Annotated in this window: 24 protein-coding genes; 14 read left to right on the top strand and 10 right to left on the bottom strand. The window is 72.8% G+C overall.

Annotated features, from left to right (window positions below):
- Positions 1–30 precede the first annotated feature (30 nt).
- From C3488_RS12735 to C3488_RS12720, 4 genes are all read left to right on the top strand, one after another.
- Positions 31–1,479: an amidase gene (locus C3488_RS12735; RefSeq protein WP_103839505.1), complete on the top strand. Its 1,449-nt coding sequence runs from the start codon at positions 31–33 to the stop codon at positions 1,477–1,479.
- A gap of 2 nt (positions 1,480–1,481) precedes the next feature.
- Positions 1,482–1,700 (top strand): hypothetical protein, encoded by a 219-nt coding sequence (locus tag C3488_RS12730; RefSeq protein WP_258053385.1) that lies wholly within the window; start codon positions 1,482–1,484, stop codon positions 1,698–1,700.
- 134 nt (positions 1,701–1,834) lie between these two features.
- Positions 1,835–3,322 (top strand): flotillin family protein, encoded by a 1,488-nt coding sequence (locus C3488_RS12725; RefSeq protein ID WP_103839503.1) that lies wholly within the window; start codon positions 1,835–1,837, stop codon positions 3,320–3,322.
- 399 nt (positions 3,323–3,721) lie between these two features.
- Positions 3,722–4,417 (top strand): SDR family oxidoreductase, encoded by a 696-nt coding sequence (locus C3488_RS12720; RefSeq protein ID WP_103839502.1) that lies wholly within the window; start codon positions 3,722–3,724, stop codon positions 4,415–4,417.
- Positions 4,418–4,444: 27 nt separating this feature from the next.
- On the opposite strand, the gene C3488_RS12715 is transcribed toward C3488_RS12720, so the two are convergent.
- The 3 genes from C3488_RS12715 to C3488_RS12705 form a co-directional block, all read right to left on the bottom strand.
- On the bottom strand, positions 4,445–5,050 hold the full coding sequence (locus C3488_RS12715; RefSeq protein ID WP_103839501.1) for a GPP34 family phosphoprotein: 606 nt from the start codon (positions 5,048–5,050) through the stop codon (positions 4,445–4,447).
- Positions 5,051–5,130: 80 nt separating this feature from the next.
- Positions 5,131–5,688, bottom strand: coding sequence for a YbfB/YjiJ family MFS transporter (locus tag C3488_RS12710; protein WP_374955412.1), 558 nt, complete (start codon positions 5,686–5,688; stop codon positions 5,131–5,133).
- A 251-nt stretch (positions 5,689–5,939) separates the two neighbouring features.
- A complete protein-coding gene (locus C3488_RS12705; protein WP_103839500.1) occupies positions 5,940–6,620 on the bottom strand; it encodes an alpha/beta fold hydrolase in 681 nt (226 codons plus the stop codon).
- 99 nt (positions 6,621–6,719) lie between these two features.
- Here C3488_RS12705 and C3488_RS12700 point away from each other — a divergent pair, with 99 nt between their 5' ends.
- Positions 6,720–6,914, top strand: coding sequence for an antitoxin (locus C3488_RS12700; protein ID WP_103839499.1), 195 nt, complete (start codon positions 6,720–6,722; stop codon positions 6,912–6,914).
- 81 nt (positions 6,915–6,995) lie between these two features.
- Complete coding sequence (locus tag C3488_RS12695; RefSeq protein WP_103839498.1) at positions 6,996–7,442, top strand: type II toxin-antitoxin system PemK/MazF family toxin; 447 nt, start codon at positions 6,996–6,998, stop codon at positions 7,440–7,442.
- A 9-nt stretch (positions 7,443–7,451) separates the two neighbouring features.
- Here C3488_RS12695 and C3488_RS12690 read toward each other — a convergent pair whose 3' ends face one another.
- A complete protein-coding gene (locus tag C3488_RS12690) occupies positions 7,452–8,285 on the bottom strand; it encodes a TIGR02452 family protein (protein WP_103839497.1) in 834 nt (277 codons plus the stop codon).
- 301 nt (positions 8,286–8,586) lie between these two features.
- Between C3488_RS12690 and egtA the strand changes: the two genes are divergently transcribed.
- The 5 genes from egtA to C3488_RS12665 all read left to right on the top strand — a co-directional run bounded on the left by egtA (position 8,587) and on the right by C3488_RS12665 (position 13,247).
- Positions 8,587–9,861 carry an ergothioneine biosynthesis glutamate--cysteine ligase EgtA gene (egtA, locus tag C3488_RS12685; RefSeq protein ID WP_103839496.1) on the top strand — a complete coding sequence of 425 codons (1,275 nt, stop codon included), beginning with the start codon at positions 8,587–8,589 and terminating at the stop codon, positions 9,859–9,861.
- On the top strand, positions 9,858–11,174 hold the full coding sequence (gene egtB / locus C3488_RS12680) for an ergothioneine biosynthesis protein EgtB (RefSeq protein ID WP_103839495.1): 1,317 nt from the start codon (positions 9,858–9,860) through the stop codon (positions 11,172–11,174). Before egtA ends, egtB begins: the two co-directional genes overlap by 4 nt.
- The gene (egtC, locus tag C3488_RS12675; protein ID WP_103839494.1) at positions 11,174–12,001 is read left to right on the top strand and encodes an ergothioneine biosynthesis protein EgtC; all 828 of its coding nucleotides are present in this window, start codon (positions 11,174–11,176) and stop codon (positions 11,999–12,001) included. The genes egtB and egtC overlap by 1 nt, the downstream gene beginning before the upstream one ends.
- Positions 11,998–12,969, top strand: coding sequence for an L-histidine N(alpha)-methyltransferase (gene egtD, locus C3488_RS12670; protein WP_103839493.1), 972 nt, complete (start codon positions 11,998–12,000; stop codon positions 12,967–12,969). The genes egtC and egtD overlap by 4 nt, the downstream gene beginning before the upstream one ends.
- 62 nt (positions 12,970–13,031) lie before the next feature.
- On the top strand, positions 13,032–13,247 hold the full coding sequence (locus tag C3488_RS12665) for a dodecin (protein ID WP_103839492.1): 216 nt from the start codon (positions 13,032–13,034) through the stop codon (positions 13,245–13,247).
- A gap of 21 nt (positions 13,248–13,268) precedes the next feature.
- Here C3488_RS12665 and C3488_RS12660 read toward each other — a convergent pair whose 3' ends face one another.
- The 6 genes from C3488_RS12660 to C3488_RS12640 form a co-directional block, all read right to left on the bottom strand.
- Positions 13,269–13,757 carry a hypothetical protein gene (locus tag C3488_RS12660; RefSeq protein WP_103839491.1) on the bottom strand — a complete coding sequence of 163 codons (489 nt, stop codon included), beginning with the start codon at positions 13,755–13,757 and terminating at the stop codon, positions 13,269–13,271.
- Between the two features lie 196 nt (positions 13,758–13,953).
- The gene (locus tag C3488_RS12655; protein WP_103839490.1) at positions 13,954–14,568 is read right to left on the bottom strand and encodes an alkaline shock response membrane anchor protein AmaP; all 615 of its coding nucleotides are present in this window, start codon (positions 14,566–14,568) and stop codon (positions 13,954–13,956) included.
- Positions 14,569–14,595: 27 nt separating this feature from the next.
- Positions 14,596–15,273, bottom strand: coding sequence for a DUF6286 domain-containing protein (locus C3488_RS12650; RefSeq protein WP_219822308.1), 678 nt, complete (start codon positions 15,271–15,273; stop codon positions 14,596–14,598).
- 34 nt (positions 15,274–15,307) lie between these two features.
- Positions 15,308–15,667, bottom strand: a complete 360-nt coding sequence (locus C3488_RS12645; RefSeq protein WP_103839535.1) for an Asp23/Gls24 family envelope stress response protein — start codon at positions 15,665–15,667, stop codon at positions 15,308–15,310.
- 53 nt (positions 15,668–15,720) lie between these two features.
- Positions 15,721–15,882, bottom strand: a complete 162-nt coding sequence (locus tag C3488_RS40465) for a hypothetical protein (protein WP_181138988.1) — start codon at positions 15,880–15,882, stop codon at positions 15,721–15,723.
- Positions 15,883–15,959: 77 nt separating this feature from the next.
- Positions 15,960–16,445, bottom strand: coding sequence for an Asp23/Gls24 family envelope stress response protein (locus tag C3488_RS12640; RefSeq protein WP_103839533.1), 486 nt, complete (start codon positions 16,443–16,445; stop codon positions 15,960–15,962).
- 199 nt (positions 16,446–16,644) lie between these two features.
- On the opposite strand from C3488_RS12640, the gene C3488_RS12635 reads away from it, so the two are divergent.
- The 3 genes from C3488_RS12635 to C3488_RS12625 all read left to right on the top strand — a co-directional run bounded on the left by C3488_RS12635 (position 16,645) and on the right by C3488_RS12625 (position 18,214).
- Positions 16,645–17,220 carry an RNA polymerase sigma factor gene (locus C3488_RS12635; protein WP_103839489.1) on the top strand — a complete coding sequence of 192 codons (576 nt, stop codon included), beginning with the start codon at positions 16,645–16,647 and terminating at the stop codon, positions 17,218–17,220.
- Entirely contained in the window at positions 17,211–17,828 is a 618-nt protein-coding gene (locus C3488_RS12630) for a hypothetical protein (RefSeq protein WP_103839488.1), read from the top strand. The genes C3488_RS12635 and C3488_RS12630 overlap by 10 nt, the downstream gene beginning before the upstream one ends.
- A gap of 62 nt (positions 17,829–17,890) precedes the next feature.
- Positions 17,891–18,214, top strand: coding sequence for a hypothetical protein (locus tag C3488_RS12625; protein WP_258053384.1), 324 nt, complete (start codon positions 17,891–17,893; stop codon positions 18,212–18,214).
- Positions 18,215–18,423 lie beyond the last annotated feature (209 nt).

The following is an 18,423-nucleotide window of genomic DNA, read 5'->3' as shown; positions in this document are numbered from 1 at the left end:
GGTACAAGAGGGTTCCGCGGAGGTGTCCCCATGACGTCCGACCGCATTCCGGGACCGGTGGAGTGCGCCCGCGCGCTCGCCGCCGGCGAGCTGACCTCCCGGGAACTCGTGGAGCGCACGCTGGCCCGGATCCAGGCGGCGCAGCCCACGGTGAACGCGTTCCGCGTGGTGCGCGCCGAGGCCGCGCTCGCCGAGGCGGAGGCGGCCGACAGGCTGCTGGCTGCCGGGGTCCGGCGGCCGCTGCTCGGGGTGCCGGTGGCGGTCAAGGACGACATGGACGTGGCGGGCGAGCCCACCGCGTTCGGCTGCCCGGGCGACTTCCCGCCGGCGGCCGAGGACGGCGAGGCGGTACGGCGGCTGCGGGCGGCAGGCGCGGTGATCGTCGGCAAGACCAACACCTGCGAGCTGGGCCAGTGGCCGTTCACCGAGGGGCCCGCCTTCGGCGCCACCCGCAACCCGTGGAACCTCCGCCACACGCCGGGCGGGTCGTCCGGCGGCTCCGCGGCGGCGGTCGCGGCGGGCCTGGTGCCGGCGGCACTGGGCTCGGACGGCGCCGGGTCGATCCGTATCCCGGCCGCCTGGACGCACCTGGTCGGCATCAAACCGCAACGCGGCCGGATCTCGACCTGGCCGAGCCCCGAGTCCTTCTACGGCATCACGGTCAACGGCACGCTCGCCCGTACGGTCGCGGACGCGGCGCTGCTCCTGGACGCGGCGAGCGGTAACCACGACGGCGAACGGCACCGGCCGCCCGCACTGGACGTCTCGGCCGCGGTGGGACGCGACCCGGGCCGGCTGCGGATCGCGCTCTCGCTGAAGCCGCCCTTCACTGCGCTGCCGGCACGGCTCGATCCCCGCGTACGGGAGCGGGTGCTCGCGCTCGCGGAGCGTCTCGCCGCGCTCGGTCACGTGGTCGAGGAGGCGGAGCCGCGGTACGGGCAGATCGGGCTGGCGTTCGTGCCACGGGCGACCGCGGGCCTGGCCGAGTGGGTGCGCAACGTGCCGTCCCCGGACCTGCTCGACCGGCGCACCCGCGACGCCGCACGCCTGGGCCGGCTGCTCGGTGGGGCTCCGCTGCGCGTGGCGCGGCGGGCGGAGGCGACGCTGCACCGGCGCGTGGGGGCGCTCTTCACGACGTACGACGTCCTCCTCGCACCGACGACGGCCGCTCCCCCGCCGCGCATCGGAACGCTGGCGAACATGAACGGCTGGAACACCGACCGGGCGATGATCGCGGCGTGTCCGTACGCCTGGCCGTGGAACGTGCTGGGCTGGCCGGGGGTCGGTGTGCCCGCGGGTTTCGTCGGTGACGGTCTGCCCGTGGGCGCGCAGTTGCTGGGCCCGGCGAACAGCGAGCCTCTTCTGGTGTCGCTGGCGGCCCAGTTGGAGGCGGACCAGCGCTGGTTCAGGCAGTGGCCGCGGTACGCGGCCGCCCTGGACGCACCGGCGACGCAGGAGCGTGCGGACCGTACCCTGTGACCATGGACGATGCGCCGATGGTCGGCTTGATGGGACGTGTCACCGGTACCGTCGGGCCCGGACTGGTCGGCGAGGTGATCGTCCGCGTGCGCGGCGGGGCCGAGCACTTCCTCGCGTATCCCGCGGACGGGACGGGCCGTATCGAGCGGGGCGCGGTGGTGATGGTGGTGGAGTATCTGCCGCCCCGAACCGTCTACGTCGAGGCCATGTACGACAGTTGAGCCCCTCTCACCGCAGGTGAGAGGCACAGGCGTCAAGATTGCAACAAGGTTCCGTCAGTGTCTTCACCCCGGGCTTGCGCAGGCGCAGACTCGCCTTCGTTCGGTGCCGACCCGGCACCAGGCAAAGGGGGCGTATGCCGATGGTCATCGGCGTCGTCGCGGGGGCCGTCGTCCTCGCGCTGCTTGTCATCGTTGGGGTCTTCAAGCTCATGTGGCGTGTCGCGGAGCCCAACGAAGCACTGATCATCTCCGGTTCGAACCATCGGACGGAGGGTCTCGAGGAAGGGATGGGCTTCCGCATCGTCACGGGGCGCGGCACGCTGGTCCTGCCGGGCGTGCAGGCGGTGCGCAAGTTGTCGCTCGACCTCAACGAGACGGAACTGCACGTGGACTGCGTGACCCATCAGGGCATTCCGCTGAAGGTGCGGGGCGTGGTCATCTTCAAGGTGGGCGACGACTTCGTGTCGATCGCCAACGCGGCCCGCCGCTTCCTGGACCAGCAGAAGCTGATGTCGGAGCGCGTGCACAACGTGTTCGCCGGTCATCTGCGGTCCATCGTGGGCGGTTTGACGGTCGAGGACATGATCCGCGACCGGGAGAAGCTCACCGGGCAGACCCGGGCCGCCTGCGGTACGGAGATGGAGAAGCTGGGTCTCATCGTGGACTCGCTGCAGATCCACGAGATCGAGGACCCGACGGGGTACATCCGGAACCTGGCGGCGCCGCACGCTGCGGCGGTGCAGCGGGACGCGCGCATCGCGCAGGCGGAGGCGAACCGTCTCGCCACCGAGGCGGAGCAGCAGTCGTTCGCGCGCATGGCGGAGGCGACGCGGGACAGCGAGATCCTGCAGGCCGGTTACCAGGCCGAGCGGGACAAGGCGGCCGCCAAGGCGCGCCAGGCCGGTCCGCTCGCCGATGCCGCGGCCCGCCAGGAGGTCGTGGTGCAGGAGACCCGGGTAGCGGAGCTGGAGGCGCACCGGCGCGAGCAGCAGCTCCAGGCCGACGTCCGCAAGCCCGCGGACGCGAAGGCCTACGAGAAGCGCACGCTGGCCGAGGCCGAGCGTGACGCGCGGATCTCGGCGGCGCAGGCCAACGCGAAGGAGACCGAGCTGGCCGCGGCGGCCGAGGCGACGCGGGTCAAGACGGCCGCGGCGGCGGAGGCCGAGGCCACCAAGACGCGCGGAGCGGCGGCGGCCGAGGCGACCCGCGCGACCGGTGAGGCCGAGGCGGCCGCGGCTCAGGCCAAGGGTCTGGCCGAGGCGGAGGCGACCCGCGCCCAGGGCCTTGCGGAGGCGGAGGCCATCAAGGCGCGCGCCGCGGCCCTCGCGGACAACCAGGAGGCCGTGGTCGCGCAGCAACTCGCCGAGAAGTGGCCGGAGATCGTCCAGGCGGGCGCGTCCGCGTTCGGCAACGTCGACAACATGGTGCTGCTCAACGGGGCGGACGGCATGGCCGACATGTTCGCCAAGGCCCTGACGATGGGCGGCACCGGCCTGGGGCTCGCCCGCCAGTTGCTGTCCTCGATGAACCAGAACGCAGCGCCGGCGGCGGGGACGGCCGGGCTCAACGGGTTCGTGCCGCCGCGGCCGGAGAAGGTGGCGGTGGAGCAGGACGAGGGTTGAGCCTCTCGGCAATGAGGCGCTGAGCCGTTGATGCTTCGGGCGTACGGGACTCGGAACCCGTGCGCCCGAAGGGCGTTCCGGGGCGCGGTTGCCCGGTGACCCCGGGCGGGCCGGGCCTCCGCCCGGGCGGCGTGGCCTCGATGGTGACCCGAGATTCCCGTCACCACCTCGACAGGTAATGCCGGACCGGATCCCGGCCGCGGCCGGTCAGAGGTGCGCATCGCCGCGCCACACGTGATGGTGATGCGGAGGGCAGAGCGGGCGACAGCCGAGTCGCGCCGCGGAACACGTCGTCACGACGTTGACCGCGAGTCGACGCCGTCCCCCGGGAAGGATGGGCCCGGGGCGACGGTGCGTCGGCGGACGCACGAGTCCCGTCCCACGGCATGAGGAGGAGCTATGGACATCGCCGGATCGGTGGCCCTGGTCACGGGCGCCAACCGCGGCATCGGCAGGGCGTTCGCCCGCGCGTTGCTCGACCACGGTGCCGTCAAGGTCTACGCGGCGGCGCGTGACCCGGAGAGCGTGAAGGACCCGGACGTCACGCCGCTGCGTATGGATGTCACCCGGCACGAAGAGGTCGCCGCGGCCGCCACCGCGGCGGGTGACGTCAGCATTGTGATCAACAACGCGGGTGTGGGCGGCTGGGGCACCAAGCTCTTCGACGGCTCCCTCGACGGCGCCCGTGAGGCGTTGGAGGTGAACTTCTTCGGCACCTGGGCCGTCGCCCGCGCCTTCGCGCCCGTCCTGGCGCGGAACGGGGGCGGCGCCCTGGTGAACATGTTGTCGGTGGCGTCCTGGGCGAGCCGGCCCGGCTGGCCCGGCTATGCGGCCTCGAAGGCGGCGCAGTGGTCGCTGACCGGCGCGCTGCGCGAGGGGCTGCGGGACCAGGGCACCCTGGTGGTCGGGGTGCACGCGGGCTTCGTGGACACGGACCTGGCCAACTGGACGGACGCGCCGAAGATCGGCGCCGAGGACGTCGCCGAGCAGACCATGCGCGCTCTGGCCGATAACCGGGCCGAGGTCCTCGCCGACGAGCGGACGAGGCAGGTCAAGGCGACCCTGTCCCAGCCGCTCGACGACGGCGCCCCGTGACGGACCGGCGGGCGGCCCGCATCCGCGTCAGTTCCCCCTCCAGATGTTGTCGAAGGCCGCCTTCTCGATGGCTCGTCGTTGTCGTACGGCCGTCAGCTCCGTCACCGCGTCGTCGACGGCGGCGAGCACCGTGGTCACCGCCTCGTCGGTCTCGTCCGGCAGCTCTCCGGCGGGCGTCTCACGGATCCCGACGGCCGTGGCGAGAGCGGCGAGCACGGGCTCGTCCTCGGCCCATCGGTCCGCCGCGCGCTGCCGGGCGGCGGAGTCGGCCAGCACCGCCTCACCGGTCCAGGACGGCAGCAGGCGGCGGTGCTGCCGCTTGAGCAGTCCCTCGTCCTCGAAGACGGCCAGATACGCCGAGGACAGACCCTGCCCCCGGCGCCAGAGCCAGTCCTCGACGGTTTCGTGGGGCGTCTGCCGGACGAGTGACGCCGCGGCCTCCCGCACCAGGCGGTCGTCGGTCACCGGCGCGTCGCCCGGCACGACGACGTCTCCGTCCAGCGTGAGGGCCCGGGCGTCCCGGAGGTCGAGCAGCTCCGCTCCCGCGAGCGCGAGCGAGAGATCGCCCGGTTCGGCAGAACGGCCGGGTGCCGCGTCCAGGGCGACGATCAGCAGGTCCCGTGCAGTGGTCATGTGCGGCTCCCCGTCAGTGGCTTCGGTGGCGGTACGTCGTTGAGCGGCCGTCCCGACAGCCCGACAGTAGCGCGGCTGCGTCAGTGACGGTCCGTCGAAGCCGGTACGGCGTCCGCCGCGGCGGGCCTGTCTCCCGGGGCGCCGCCCCGTACGACCGTCCGGTGGTGCGGGAAGCCGATGCGCAGGACGCCCACGGCGAGGGCGGCGGCGAGGACCACGGCGGCTGCCAGGGGCAGGGCCTGGCGGTAGCCGTGGTGGAGCAGCGGGGCGACGGCCAGGGGACCCAGGATCTGGCCCACGGAGTACCCGGTGGTCAGCAGCGCCACGGAGCGCGGGTACCGCAGGTGGGCGCCGGTGGCCAGGGCCAGGGTGCCGACGCCGATGAAGGTCGCGCCGAACGGGACCGCGGAGGCCAGGGCCGCCGCCACCGACCCGAGCAGAGCGGGCAGGGCGATGCCGGTCGCCTGGATCACGAGCGCGGCGAGCAGCAGGCCGGGGCGGGACCAGCGGCGCCCGAGGCGTGCCCACAGCGCCGAGGACGGGACGGCCGCGAGTCCGACCAGCACCCAGGCACCGCTGCCGGGCCAGCCCGGTGGGCTCTGCTCGATCGCGGCGACGAGGAAGGTGCCCGCGACGATGTAACCGACGCCTTCGAGGGTGTAGCTGACGAAGAGCGCGCCGAACCACAGCGGTGCGGACCCCTCCCCGGCCGCGCGGCGGGGGCGGTCCCCGCGGGCTGAGCCGCATCTGCGGCTGCCGGGCGTTCCCGGCCGGGTCGCGGGAGGCCGCGCGCCGTGGCCTCCTCGCTACGCAGGTTCCAGGACGCCGCGGCGAGAGCGGCGGCGAGTGCCGCACGGCGACCTGTACAAGCGCTGATGCCGGAGAGGGCTCACAGCAGGAAGGCCGAGACCGCGTCCGTGAACGCGTTCGGGGCGGCCTCATGGATGAGGTGCCCGACCGGGATGGTGACCATCCGCCCGCGCGGGATGCGGTCGGCCAGTTCCGCGACGCCGTCCTGGGGGATATGGCTGCCGGTGCCTCCGGCGAGCACGAGGGTCTCGGCGGTGATCCGGCCGAGCCGCTCGAGCCAGCGGGGATCCGGCGTGTCGAGCTGCGGTCTGACGGCCGTCACCACGCCCCAGTCGAAGGTCAGGTCGCCGTCCGGCCGGGCCGGTGCGGTCGGGCGTCGGGGGCGCGGCACCGGTACGTCCTCCAGGACGAGCCGGCTCACGCGCCCCGGACGGTACTGGGCGAGCAGGTAGGCCACCACCCCGCCCAGGGAGTGCCCGATCAGCTCCACCGTGCCAAGGCCCAGCGCGTCCAGGAAGCCGAGCACGTCTCCTCGCATCAGCTCCAGCGAGTACACACCCGGCCAGTCGCTTCGGCCGTGGCCGCGCAGATCGAGGGCGTGCACGCGTCGGCCGCGGGCGAGGTGCGGCGCCACCGCGTCCCAGGTGGAGCCGTCTTCGCCGAGCGCGTGCAACAGGACGAGGGGCGGGGCATCGGCCGGTCCCGAGATCCGGCAGGCCAGCCGGACGCCTCCGGCGTGGACCGAGCAGTGGTCAGCCATGCCCGGAGGGTACGCGGCACGGCGTCCCCCAGCGGATGCACCCCTGGCGAACGGCCCTGATCCTTGGAGGAGGGGGCAGATCCCGCGAAGGAGGGTGTCATGTCCGTGATGGACAAGCTGAGGCAGATGCTCAAGGGCCATGGCGAACGCATCGGCGAGGGCCACGACAAGGCGGGACAGCCCGCAGGCGAGCAGCCTCACGGGGCGCAGCCCGGTCAGGTCGACAAGGGTCCGGACGCGCTGAGGGAACAGATGCGGTCCCGGCCCGAGCAGGACAACCCGCCACAGCCGTAGCAGGCGCCGTGGCGAGTTGACGCGGCGTCACCAGCCGACCCGCTCGGAACGCGTGCGCGGCGACGCTCTACCGTGAGCCGCGTGACTGCCTTTACCGAAGAAGACGTCCCCGGCCGCTACGGCGCTTCCGCCACCACGGAGGCCGACCCCCGAGAGGTGGGCCGGGTACGGACCGAGTACTCCCCCGCGCACGACGGAGACCCCGACCCCGGCGAGATCGTCTGGACCTGGGTGCCGTTCGAGGAGAACGACGGGCGCGGCAAGGACCGCCCGGTGCTCGTCGTCGCCCGTGAGGCGGCGGGCACGCTGCTGGCCGTGCAGCTGTCCAGCAAGCGGCACGACGGCGACCGGGAGTGGGTGCCGATCGGCAGCGGGCCGTGGGACCGGTCGGGGCGCGAGTCCTGGGTGGACGTGGATCGTGTCCTTCGGGTGCATGAGGGCGGCATGCGGCGCGAGGCGTGCGCGCTGGACCGGATGCGGTTCAACCTCGTGGTGCACCGGCTCCGGGAACGCTACGGCTGGAACTGAGGCCCGGGGTCAGGCGGCGCCCACCCGGGTGCCGAAGGCGCGCTCGAACGCCGCCCGTGTCGTCGCGCCGGGCGTGCGGTCCAGCACGGCGAAGACGACCTCCTGGAAGTACCCCGCGAACCGGCCCCCGTCCAGCAGCCCCTGGAACGCCCCGGCCACCTGCGCCGGGTCGTTCCGGAACACCCCGCAGCCCCAGGCGCCCAGCACCAGGCGCCGGTAGCCGCAGGCCGCCGCCGTCTCCAGCACCCGCTCGGCGCGGGTCGCGAGGGCGCGCGGCAGTTCGGTCGCGCGCTCCGGCGCCCTGTGCAGGACCACTCCCGCGTTCGGCGCGGCGGCGGTCAGGAAGCCGACCTCGTACGGCTCGTCCAGCAGGCGCCCCTGGTCGTCGCGGAAGACGGGCACCGCCGGTGAATGGATGACACGGTCCGTGTAGAACGGGTCGCGGTGCGCGCGGTGGTGGTCGTAGAACTCCCTGACCTCGCTGATGCACGCGTACAGCGCGGAGGCCCGGCACAGGGCCTCCTCCTGGGCCTGCGCGCCGTTCAGGAAGCCGCCGCCCGGGTTTCTGGCGGAAGCGAAGTTGAGGACGGCCACCGGATCACCCGACCGGCCGACAAGGCGCCGGGCCGCTTCCAGGCTGCTCTCGCCGGTGACCTCGAAGGCCCCGGTGACCGGGACTGCGGGCGGTACGTCCACCGCGTCCGGACCGTACATCCGCGTCCCCGTGCGGGCGGCCTCGACCACCGCGGCGATGGCCACCGAACGTCCGTCGGGCGCGCGGTAGGCGCCCGCCGCCACGATCTCCTGCGTCTGCCGCGCGATCCCGCGCAGGCGCGCGCTCACGGCGCCACCCCCGTGGGCGCCGTGAGCGCGCCGCGCGCCCGCTCCCCCGGCGTGGCGCCGATCTCCCCCGTCGTGCTCATGAACGCATGGTGAGCGATGCTGGTCTCACGCCGCAACAGAGTTTCGCGGTCCCGGTAACAACGTCTCGCAACGCGCGCAACAAGAGGAAAGCAGTCCGGAAAGCCCCACTGCGCACCCTTGTGCGAATGCATGGGAGCGTCTTGGGTGGGACGAGCGATGCCGGTCCGGCCTTCCGGGGCCCGGATCGGCGACATGGTGGAACCTCAGGAGGGATCCTGACATGTCCGATTCGGCGAGTGACTGTACGGAGCACCGCTCCGCCGTCACCGAAGCCGACGTGGAGGCGCTGGTCCGCGGTATCTGCTTCAAGACCGGACCGCCCCGCTCGCTCGGTGTCGAAGTGGAATGGCTCGTCCACGAGCCGCGCACGCCGTGGCTCCCCGTCTCCCGGGAACGTCTCGACGCGGCCTACGCCGCACTGCGGACCCTGCCCCTGCGTTCGGCCCTCACGGTCGAACCCGGCGGTCAGCTGGAGCTCAGCTCCGCTCCGGCCGCCTCCCTCATGGAGTGCGTCGGGTCCGTCTCCGCCGACCTCGACGCGGTGCGTGCCGTGCTGCACGAGGCCGGCCTCGCCCTGAGCGGCCACGGCCACGACCCCTGGCGCTCTCCCCGCCGCTACCTCCGCGAGCCGCGCTACGACGCCATGGAGCGCTGCCTGGACCGTGCGGGGCCCGAGGGGCGGTCCATGATGTGCTCCTCCGCCTCCGTGCAGGTGTGCCTGGACGCCGGACACGAGGAACCGGGGCCCCTGGGGTTCGGGCGGCGCTGGCGGCTGGCGCACCAGCTGGGCGCGGTCCTGGTCGCCGCGTTCGCCCACTCTCCGCTGGCCGGGGGCCGGCCCACGGGCTGGCGCTCGACGCGGCAGTTCCTGTGGACGGCCATGGACCCGGGACGCTCCAGCGCGCCCCCGCTCGACGGCGACCCGCGGGCCGCCTGGGCCCGGCGTGTGCTGGACGCGCCGGTGATGTGCGTCCGCGACGGCAGCGGTCCCTGGCGGGTGCCGCAGGGCCTGAGCTTCCGGGCCTGGACCCGGTCCGCGGATCCGCCGGACCGGGGTGACCTCGACTACCACCTGACGACGCTGTTCCCTCCGGTCAGACCGCGGGGCCATCTGGAACTGCGCATGATCGACGCGCAGCCGGGTGACGACGGCTGGATCGTGCCGCTCGCCGTCACGGCCGCGCTCTTCGACGACCCAGAGGCCGCCGAGACCGCCTACCGGTCGGTCAAACCGCTCGCGGAGCGGGCGGGCCCCCTGCCGCCGCCGTGCAACCCGCTGTGGATCGCCGCGGCCCGCGACGGTCTGGCCGACCCCGAGCTGCACGAGGCCGCCGTGGCCTGCTTCGCGGCCGCCGCCGAGGCGCTGCCGAGGCTCGGCGCCACCGCCGATGTGCTGGGTGCCGTCGCCGAGTTCACCGACCGCTATGTGGCCCGGGGCCGCTGCCCCGCCGACGACCTGCTGCTCCGGTTCCACGGGAAGGACATGCGCACATGACCGACGAACGGTCCCCGATCGACCCCGAGATACTCCGGGAGCGCGCGCTGGACGCCCTCACCACGGCCCGCGACCGCACCGCGCTCCTGACCACCTGCGTCGACGATCCCGATCTGACGGCCCAGCACTCGCCGCTGATGTCCCCGCTGGTGTGGGACCTCGCGCACATAGGCAACCAGGAAGAGCTGTGGCTGCTGCGCGAGGTCGCGGGCCGCGAGGCGATGCGCCCCGAGATCGACGGGCTGTACGACGCCTTCGAACACCCGCGCGCAGAACGGCCCTCACTGCCGCTGCTGCCGCCCGACGAGGCCCGCCGCTACGCCGCCGAGGTGCGCGGACGGGCCCTGGACGTGCTGGAGCGCACGCCGCTGACGGGCCGGCGCCTGACCCAGGCGGGCTTCGCCTTCGGCATGATCGCCCAGCACGAGCAGCAGCACGACGAGACGATGCTGATCACGCACCAGCTCCGCAAGGGCCCGCAGGCGCTCACCGCCCCCGATCCGGAGCCGGTGGCGCCGTACGACGGCCCGGCCGAGGTCTTCGTGCCCGGCGGCCCGTTCATCATGGGCACCTCCACCGAGCCGTGGGCGCTGGACAACGAACGGCCCGCCCACCAGCGGCAGGTGCCGCCGTTCTACATCGACGCCGTCCCGGTGACGAACGGCGCCTACACGGCCTTCATCGAGGACGGCGGATACGGCGACGAGCGCTGGTGGAGCCCTGAGGGCCGGGCCCACATCCGGAAGCACGGCATCGAGGCCCCGCTGTTCTGGCGTCGCGAGGGCGGGCAGTGGCTGCGGCGGCGTTTCGGTGTCACCGAGGTCGTACCGCCCGACGAGCCGGTGCTGCACGTGTGCTGGTACGAGGCGGACGCGTACGCGCGCTGGGCGGGGCGCCGGCTGCCCACCGAGGTCGAGTGGGAGAAGGCGGCCCGCCACGACCCGGCCACGGGACGGTCCCGGCGCTACCCCTGGGGCGAGGCCGACCCTACGCCCGAGCACGCCAACCTCGGGCAGCGGCACCTGCGTCCCGCGCCGGTCGGCAGCTATCCGGCGGGCGCCTCCCCGCTCGGGGTACGGCAGTTGATCGGCGACGTGTGGGAGTGGACGTCGAGCGACTTCCTGCCCTACCCGGGGTTCACGGCGTTCCCGTACAAGGAGTACTCGCAGGTGTTCTTCGGACCCGAGTACAAGGTGCTGCGCGGCGGTTCGTTCGCCGTGGACCCGGTGGCCTGCCGGGGCACCTTCCGCAACTGGGACTATCCGATCCGGCGCCAGATCTTCTCCGGCTTCCGCACCGCCCGGGACGTGTGATGTGCCGTCACATCGCCTACCTGGGACCCGAGGAGCCGCTCGGCCGGCTCCTCAAGGAGCCGTCGCACAGCCTGTACCGGCAGTCCTGGGAGCCGCGGCGGCAGCGGTACGGCACGGTGAACGCCGACGGCTTCGGGGTCGGCTGGTACGCCGAGGGTGATCCGGTGCCCGCGCGGTACCGCCGGATGGAGCCCATCTGGAGCGACCCGTCCTTCGCCGATCTGGCGCGCGTCGTGCGCTCCGGCGCGCTGCTGGCGGCCGTGCGGGACGCGACCGAGGGGTGCGCCGCCGGAGAGGCCGCGGCGGCGCCGTTCGCGGCGGGCCGGTGGCTGTTCAGCCACAACGGGGCGGTGCCCGGATGGCCGCGCTCCGTCGCCGCCCTGGCCCGGTCCCTGCCGCCGGCCGAACTGCTGTCGCTGGAGGCCCGCACCGACTCGGCCCTCGTCTGGGCGCTCGTGCTCAACCGGCTGCGCACCGGCGACGACGGCGGGCAGGCCCTGGCCGACACCGTGCTGGAGGTCGCCGCGGCGGCCCCCGACTCCCGGCTCAACCTCCTGCTCACCAACGGCTCGGCGATCGCGGCGACCGCGTGGGGCGACACCCTGTGGTACCTCGCCGAGCCGGGCAGCAGCATCGCCGTGGCCTCCGAGCCCTACGACGACGACGCGCGCTGGCGGGAGGTGCCCGACCGCACGCTGCTCACGGCCGACAGCACCGACGTCCTGCTGACACCGCTGAAGGACCCACGCGACGACATGGCGTCCTCCCCCACTCTCGACACCGCTCGAGCGGGGGGACCCCCATCACCCGAGGAGCCCCGCACGTGAGCCCGTTCCATCTCACCCGCACCCTGCCCGAGGACGCCACGGACGCCGCGCTGCGCGCCGATGTCCTCGACGGCCTCACCCGCAGTCCGAAGACCCTGCCGCCGAAGTGGTTCTACGACGCCCACGGCAGCGACCTGTTCGAAAAGATCACCGAACTGCCGGAGTACTACCCCACACGCGCCGAACGGGAGATCCTCATCGCCCGCTCCGGGGAGATCGCGGCCGCGGCCGGCGCGCGCACACTGGTCGAGCTGGGCTCCGGCTCGTCCGAGAAGACACGGCACCTGCTGGACGCGATGAGCGGACTGCACACCTACGTCCCCGTCGACGTCAGCGAGAGCGCGCTCACCCAGGCGGGGCAGGCGCTGGCCGCCGAGCGGCCCGGTCTCGACGTCCACGCGCTCATCGCCGACTTCACGGCGGGCCTCACGCTTCCGAAGACACCCGGACCGCGGCTCGTCGCCTTCCTCGGCGGCACCATCGGCAACCTGGTGCCCGCCGAGCGGGCGGCCTTCCTCGGGGCTGTCAGGGCCCTGATGGCGCCGGGGGACGCGCTGCTGCTCGGCACCGACCTGGTGAAGGACCCCTCGGTGCTGGTGGCGGCGTACGACGACGCGGCCGGGGTGACGGCCGCTTTCAACAAGAACGTGCTGGCCGTCGTCAACCGGGAGCTGGGCGCCGACTTCGACCCGGACGCCTTCGACCATGTGGCGCTATGGGACGCGGAGAACGAGTGGATCGAGATGCGGCTGCGGGCGCGCACCGCGCAGATCGTGAAGGTTCCCGCGCTCGACCTGGAGGTCGACTTCGCCGAGGGCGAGGAACTGCGCACGGAGGTGTCGGCGAAGTTCCGCAAGGACGGTGTGAGCCGTGAACTCGCCCACGCTGGACTGGACCTGACGCACTGGTGGACCGACCGGGAAGGGAGGTTCGCCCTGTCACTGAGCTCGGCGCGCCCGGCCGGCTGAGCCGGCGCGCACGACACATCCACGGGCACCAGCGGATACCCGTCAAGGAGAGGAGCACCCGCATGACCGATCACATCTACCGGGTCACCGAGATCGTCGGCAGCTCGCCCGAGGGCATCGACCAGGCCATCCGCAACGGGATAGAACGCGCCTCGCAGACCCTGCGCAACCTGGACTGGTTCGAGGTCACGCAGGTCAGGGGCCGGATCGAGAACGGGCGGATCGAGCACTACCAGGTCGGTCTGAAGGTGGGCTTCCGGCTCGAGGACGGCGAGTAGCGGAGGCGAGGGGCGGGCCTGTCAGGTCCGCCCCTCCCGTTCCTGGGCGTCCTTCAGGGCGGCGGACGGGGAGGCCCAGCGGGCACGGACGACGGTGAAACCCGCTCGTTCGGCTTCCTGGCAGACCAGTTCGTCGTCGTCGACGAGAACACGGACCTCCCGGCCGCGGGCCAGCTCGCGCAGCAGTTCCAGCTTGGTGACGCGGGCGGGCCTGCGGTCGCCGTTCGACCGCATGTACAGACGTCCCTCAGGCAGCCCGTGGGTGGCGAGCCAGTCGAGGGTGTCGCGCCGGCAGCGCGCGGGCCGCCCGGTCAGATAGACCAGCTCGCACTCCTCGGCGGTCCTCAGCGCGAGTGCGATCCCCTCGGCCAGCGGCGGGTCCTGCGGCGCGGCGGCGAAGAAGGCGTCCCAGTCACGCGGTCTCGTCCGAAGGAAGCGCTGCCGGTGCGCGGTGTCGGCGAGGGTGTTGTCCAGGTCGAAGACGGCGACGGGCCTGCTGTCGTTGGTCACGCACCCACTCTAAGAACTCCTGACGAAGTGACCTTCAGGGTGGTTGGATCACTCCGCTCCCAGTCCTTCGTCCCTGTTCGACTGATCAAGCCGGTTGACCGGAAAGCGGACCGCTTCTCAGGCCCGGCGGCGAGGTGGGCGGGCGGGCCGGCCCCAGAGCGCGCGTGCGATGCCACATCATCTGCGTCTGACGGGCTTACTCCGCGCGATGGGGCTTGTGGCGGGCGACGCGCAGGCGCACCTCCGTGGGCAACTGGTCCGCGCCGATGGAGCGGAGGGCGTGTGGCAGCGGTCCGTCGCACAGCTCCTGGAGTACCCGACTGGGCGCACCGTGCGGGGTAAGGGTGAGGTCGAGGCGGTTGTGGGGGTGTTGTGGTCTGCCGGTCATGCGGGCTTGTGCCGTCTGGACGCCGGGCAGGCTGCGGATCTCGGCGGTGATCACGTCGCTGAGGGCGCGGTCGCGTAGTTCCACTCCCTCAGCGGGTGGTGTCCCCCCGACGGGTATGGCGCCGGGGCGTGGACGGCGCAGTTGGGCGATGAGCCACGACAGGGCGAGTGCGGCGGCGATCGTGAGGGCGGCGATGGCCGCGAGCCACCACCAGCCTTGGCTGCTCCAGCGGGTCCGGTCAGCGGCACTGAGCAGCACGTCGCCGGGTGATGTCAGGGGCCAGCCGGCGGGTGGTGTGAGGTGCCAGCGCCGGTAGAGGTCGAGGCCGGCGGAGAGAATCAGCAGCCCCCCGCCCAACAAGGCCAGGCCCACCACGGCCAGCAGGGTTCGGTTGAGTCGAGTGAGCGCGGATTGCGGTTTCATGGGCTTGTGCTCCCGGCGCCGGGAGGGTCAGGTGGCGCGTTGCCGCACGCGTACGGCAAGTCGCGGGGAAGGGACCAGGGCGAGCCGGTCGCGTTCCTCCCGCAGGAGGGCGACCAGGTCGTCGTGGACCTGGTGTGGATCCCGGAAGCGGACGTCGGCCAGGGCCGTGATGCGGTGGCGGCGCACCCGCACCCGGGCCCTGCTGACTCCGGGGACCCGCATCGCTGCGTCGCGCAGGAGGACGGCGGCGCCATCCCGGTCCAAGGTGGCCCACAGTTGCCGAGGGGGACAGTTTGCGGGCGGTCGTAGGGGCAGCGCGTGGCGCAGACCGGGGGCGAGTGCCAGGACGACCAGCGCCAGCCCGAGGGCGGCGGCGACGGCGGCTCCGGTGAGCATCCACACATCGTCGACGGGGCGGGAGGCGAGTTCGTGTGCCAGCGTGCTGCGCCAGACCGTCGCGTGGTGTCCCGCGCGTACTGCGACGGCGTCGACCAGAGCGGTGCCCGTGGCGGCCGCGAGGACCAGGGCGGTCAGCGCGGCCGGAATGCGCCGCACCGACCACGGGCGGTGGGTCCTGCGGCGGGCCCCCCTCGCGGGCTCCGCCGACGCGTCGGCGGTGGGCGGGCCGGCCTTAGTGAGGGCCGCCGCATCGTCCTGGGTATGCGCCGGGTCGGCACCGACGCCAGGTCCCGGGTCGGATGTCATTGCGGTCTCCCTTCCGGTAAGAGCCCGAGCCGGGTCACTGGACCCTGCCTCGCGCAAAGCCGGCTTTGGGCACCAGACGCCGGACGGTCACAGTGACCTCGGTGACCGGCAGGCCGGTCAGTTCGGTCACCCGCTCGGCGACATCACGCTGGATGTCCAGTGACACGCCCGGGATGTCCGTGGGATAGGGCAGATCCACAGCCAGGTGCAGACGCGTCGTGCCGCCGCGCGTGGCCGCTGACGCGTCAGGCGGAGCGACGGCCTCCGGGTGGCCTCCTCGTGGCGGGGCGGCACGCCGTGCCAGGGCCGTCCGGGCCACCCGGGTGGCGATGCGGGCCACCACCCGGTCGGGGATGACGGTCGCGCCCCGTTCCGCCGGCGGCGGAAGAGGCATGTCCGGCCCCGGCAAGCCCGAAGCGTTGCCGGTGACACCGGAGGAATGCGCGTTCACCGCTGCCGTCGCAGGTCGATGTCGCCCCGCAGGACGAGGCCGACCACCAGCCCGATGCCGCCCAGGACGGCGACCAGGAGAAACGCCCAGAAACCACCGAAGTAGCCGGCGAAGCCGAGCGCTATCCCGGCTGCCAGTCCCGCAATCGCTGTGTCCATCGCTCATTCACCCGTCTCGCGCCTGATCTGTTCTGGACTCCGCGCCACCGCACCGGGCGCGGCGGCACCGTCGGCGCTCATGTGACGCGGCCCTCCTCGGCTTCGGACTCCTCCTCGGGCAGGTGCACGTCGTCGATCGTGAGGTTCACCTCGACGACCTCGAGCCCCGTCATCCGTTCCACGGCGGCGATGACGTTGCTGCGTACATCGCCGGCGACGTCGACGATGGAGACGCCGTACTCGACGACGACGTCCAGGTCCGCAGCGGCCTGACGCTCCCCGACCTCGACCTTGACCCCGCGGGTCACTCCGGTACCGCCGCCGGGGACGCGTTCCCGTACGGCTCCCAGCGCCCGCGCCACGCCTGCGCCGAGGTTGTGGACGCCGGGTACCTCACGGGCAGCCATGCCCACGATCTTCGCCACCACGGTGTCCGAGATGGTGGTCTTCCCCCGGCTCTCAGCAGGAACATCGACGCCGCTACGGCCCTGCAATGTCGCACCGGTCCCTGCGGACGACCTGTCCTGGCCGACGCTGCTGCTTCGGTTGGTGGTCTCCGTCATGACAGTCGCCTCGATCGTCCTGAGGACATCCGGGTGATGCCCGTCGAGCATTGGACACGCCCCCGCACAGCCTCCTCACATCCCTTTTGTGTGATTTGCATCACATATGCCCGATATGGGCATGAGCGAGATGGGAGCGGATACGGCGTCCCAGCGCGCGGAGGCGCCTCCCAACCGGCATTCAGGCCGGGAGCCGACGATGACACGACAGGCCGGACCGGCAACACCGGAGCCTGGGCTCCCCGACGCACTCCTGGCGGTGCGAGCCGGCGAAGGCGACGAGGACGCCTTCGCCGATCTCGTGCGCCGCCACAGCCGCAACCTCCTCATGCTCGCCACCCACCTGCTCGGCGACCCACGAGACGCCGAAGAAGCCGTCCAAGATGCTTTCGTCAGCGCGTGGCGACGACTTCCGGAATTCCGCCACAGGGCGGCATTCAGCACCTGGATGTACCGGATCACCGTCAACCGCTGCCTCAATGCCCGGCGCCACCGGCTGCCTCCGCTTCCGCTGGACGCGGTGCCCGACCCAGCCACGGAGGAGCCGCGCAGTTCACCGAGCCGGGCCGTTGAACAGAACGCCGCCGTGGCCGCCCTCGCCACTGCACTCGGCGAGCTCGACGCCGATCAGCGGGCGTGTTGGATCCTCCGGGAGGTGCACGGACTGCCTTATGCAGAGATCGCCTACGTGACAGGTACCCGTGAGGAGACGGTGCGCGGCAGACTGTTCCGTGCACGCCGGTCCCTGAAGGAGGCGATGGCCCCGTGGCGATAGAGGACCAGCACACGCGAAGCCACGACAGCCGCCTACCCGACCTGGCACTCCCGGCCGGGGACGAGCGGCTGCCCTGCGGCCGCCCGCTCAGCTACGCCTGGGAACAGGCGCGGGACACCGCGTCCGGGCCGGATCGGCACAGCGCCACCTGCCCGCACTGCCGCGAAGCCGCGGACGAGCTGGCCGCGCTGGACGAAGCCACGCAGGTACTGCGCGCTCAGGAATCCACCCGATTCGGCGTGCTCGCGAACCGCGTCATGGACATCGTCCGGTGCGAGGTCCGGCTCGGGCGCCTGGTGCCGCTGGACGACCCCGCGCTGGATCTGTGCATCTGCGAGCACGCCGCGGCGAAGGTGCTGCGGTGGGCCGCCGACACAGTGCCCGGGACGAAGGCTGCGAGCTGCCGTCTGTCTCCTGAGCAAGACGGCACCAGCGTGCGTGTGGCCATGACCCTCGTCGTGGCCCTCGACCAACCACTGCCCGACCGAACCCAGGAGGTCCGCCGATCGGTCATCGATGCGGCCGGCCGGGTCCTGGGGCTGGCCGTGACAGACGTCGACCTCACCGCGGTCGACGTACTGCTTCGGGAGCCCGGCGGTGCACGATGACCTCCTCCGCTCCCCCCACCCTCCGCAGTGCCGCGGCGCGAGCAGCGCTCACCGTCCCGGGCGTGGCCGGGCTGCAGCCGGGACTGGCCGACCGGCTCGCACGAGCCGCCACTCACGCCTGGCCCCGGACAGCGACCAGGGCCACGCCGCCCGAGGCCGGCGTCCGAGCCGCCCGGACGCCCGACGACTCCGGCTGGCGCGTGGACGTTCGCTGCGTCCTGTCCGAAGGCCACCGAGCACTGGACGTGGCCCGCGAAGTCCGCTCCCGAGTCCTCAGCGCCGCCCAAACGCACCTGAGAGAACACCACGCGACGGACCCCGTCACCGTCACCGTCACCGTCACCGGCTTCATCGCCAAAGCTCCGGGCCCCCTGGGCGCACGTTGAACATCCCCTCCCTGCCGACTGCCAAAGGAGCGCGTGAGGGAGCAGCGTGAACGTCGCAGATGCGCCTGCTCCCCTGCATCGATGCGGCCGGCCGCTCGCCGAGCACCGGCTCGGACCAGCATGGCCACGCCTGGGAAGACCAGGAATCCGCCGATGACGGCCAGGAGTACGGCGACCAGGGCCAGGAGAGCCATGAAGCGTTGCCGAAA

Origin of the sequence: Streptomyces sp. Ru72, from assembly GCF_002920635.1 — a bacterium.
GTDB lineage: Bacteria > Actinomycetota > Actinomycetes > Streptomycetales > Streptomycetaceae > Streptomyces.
The sequence above is the reverse complement of the archived record's forward strand: the minus strand, read 5'-3'. Positions and strand labels throughout refer to the sequence as shown.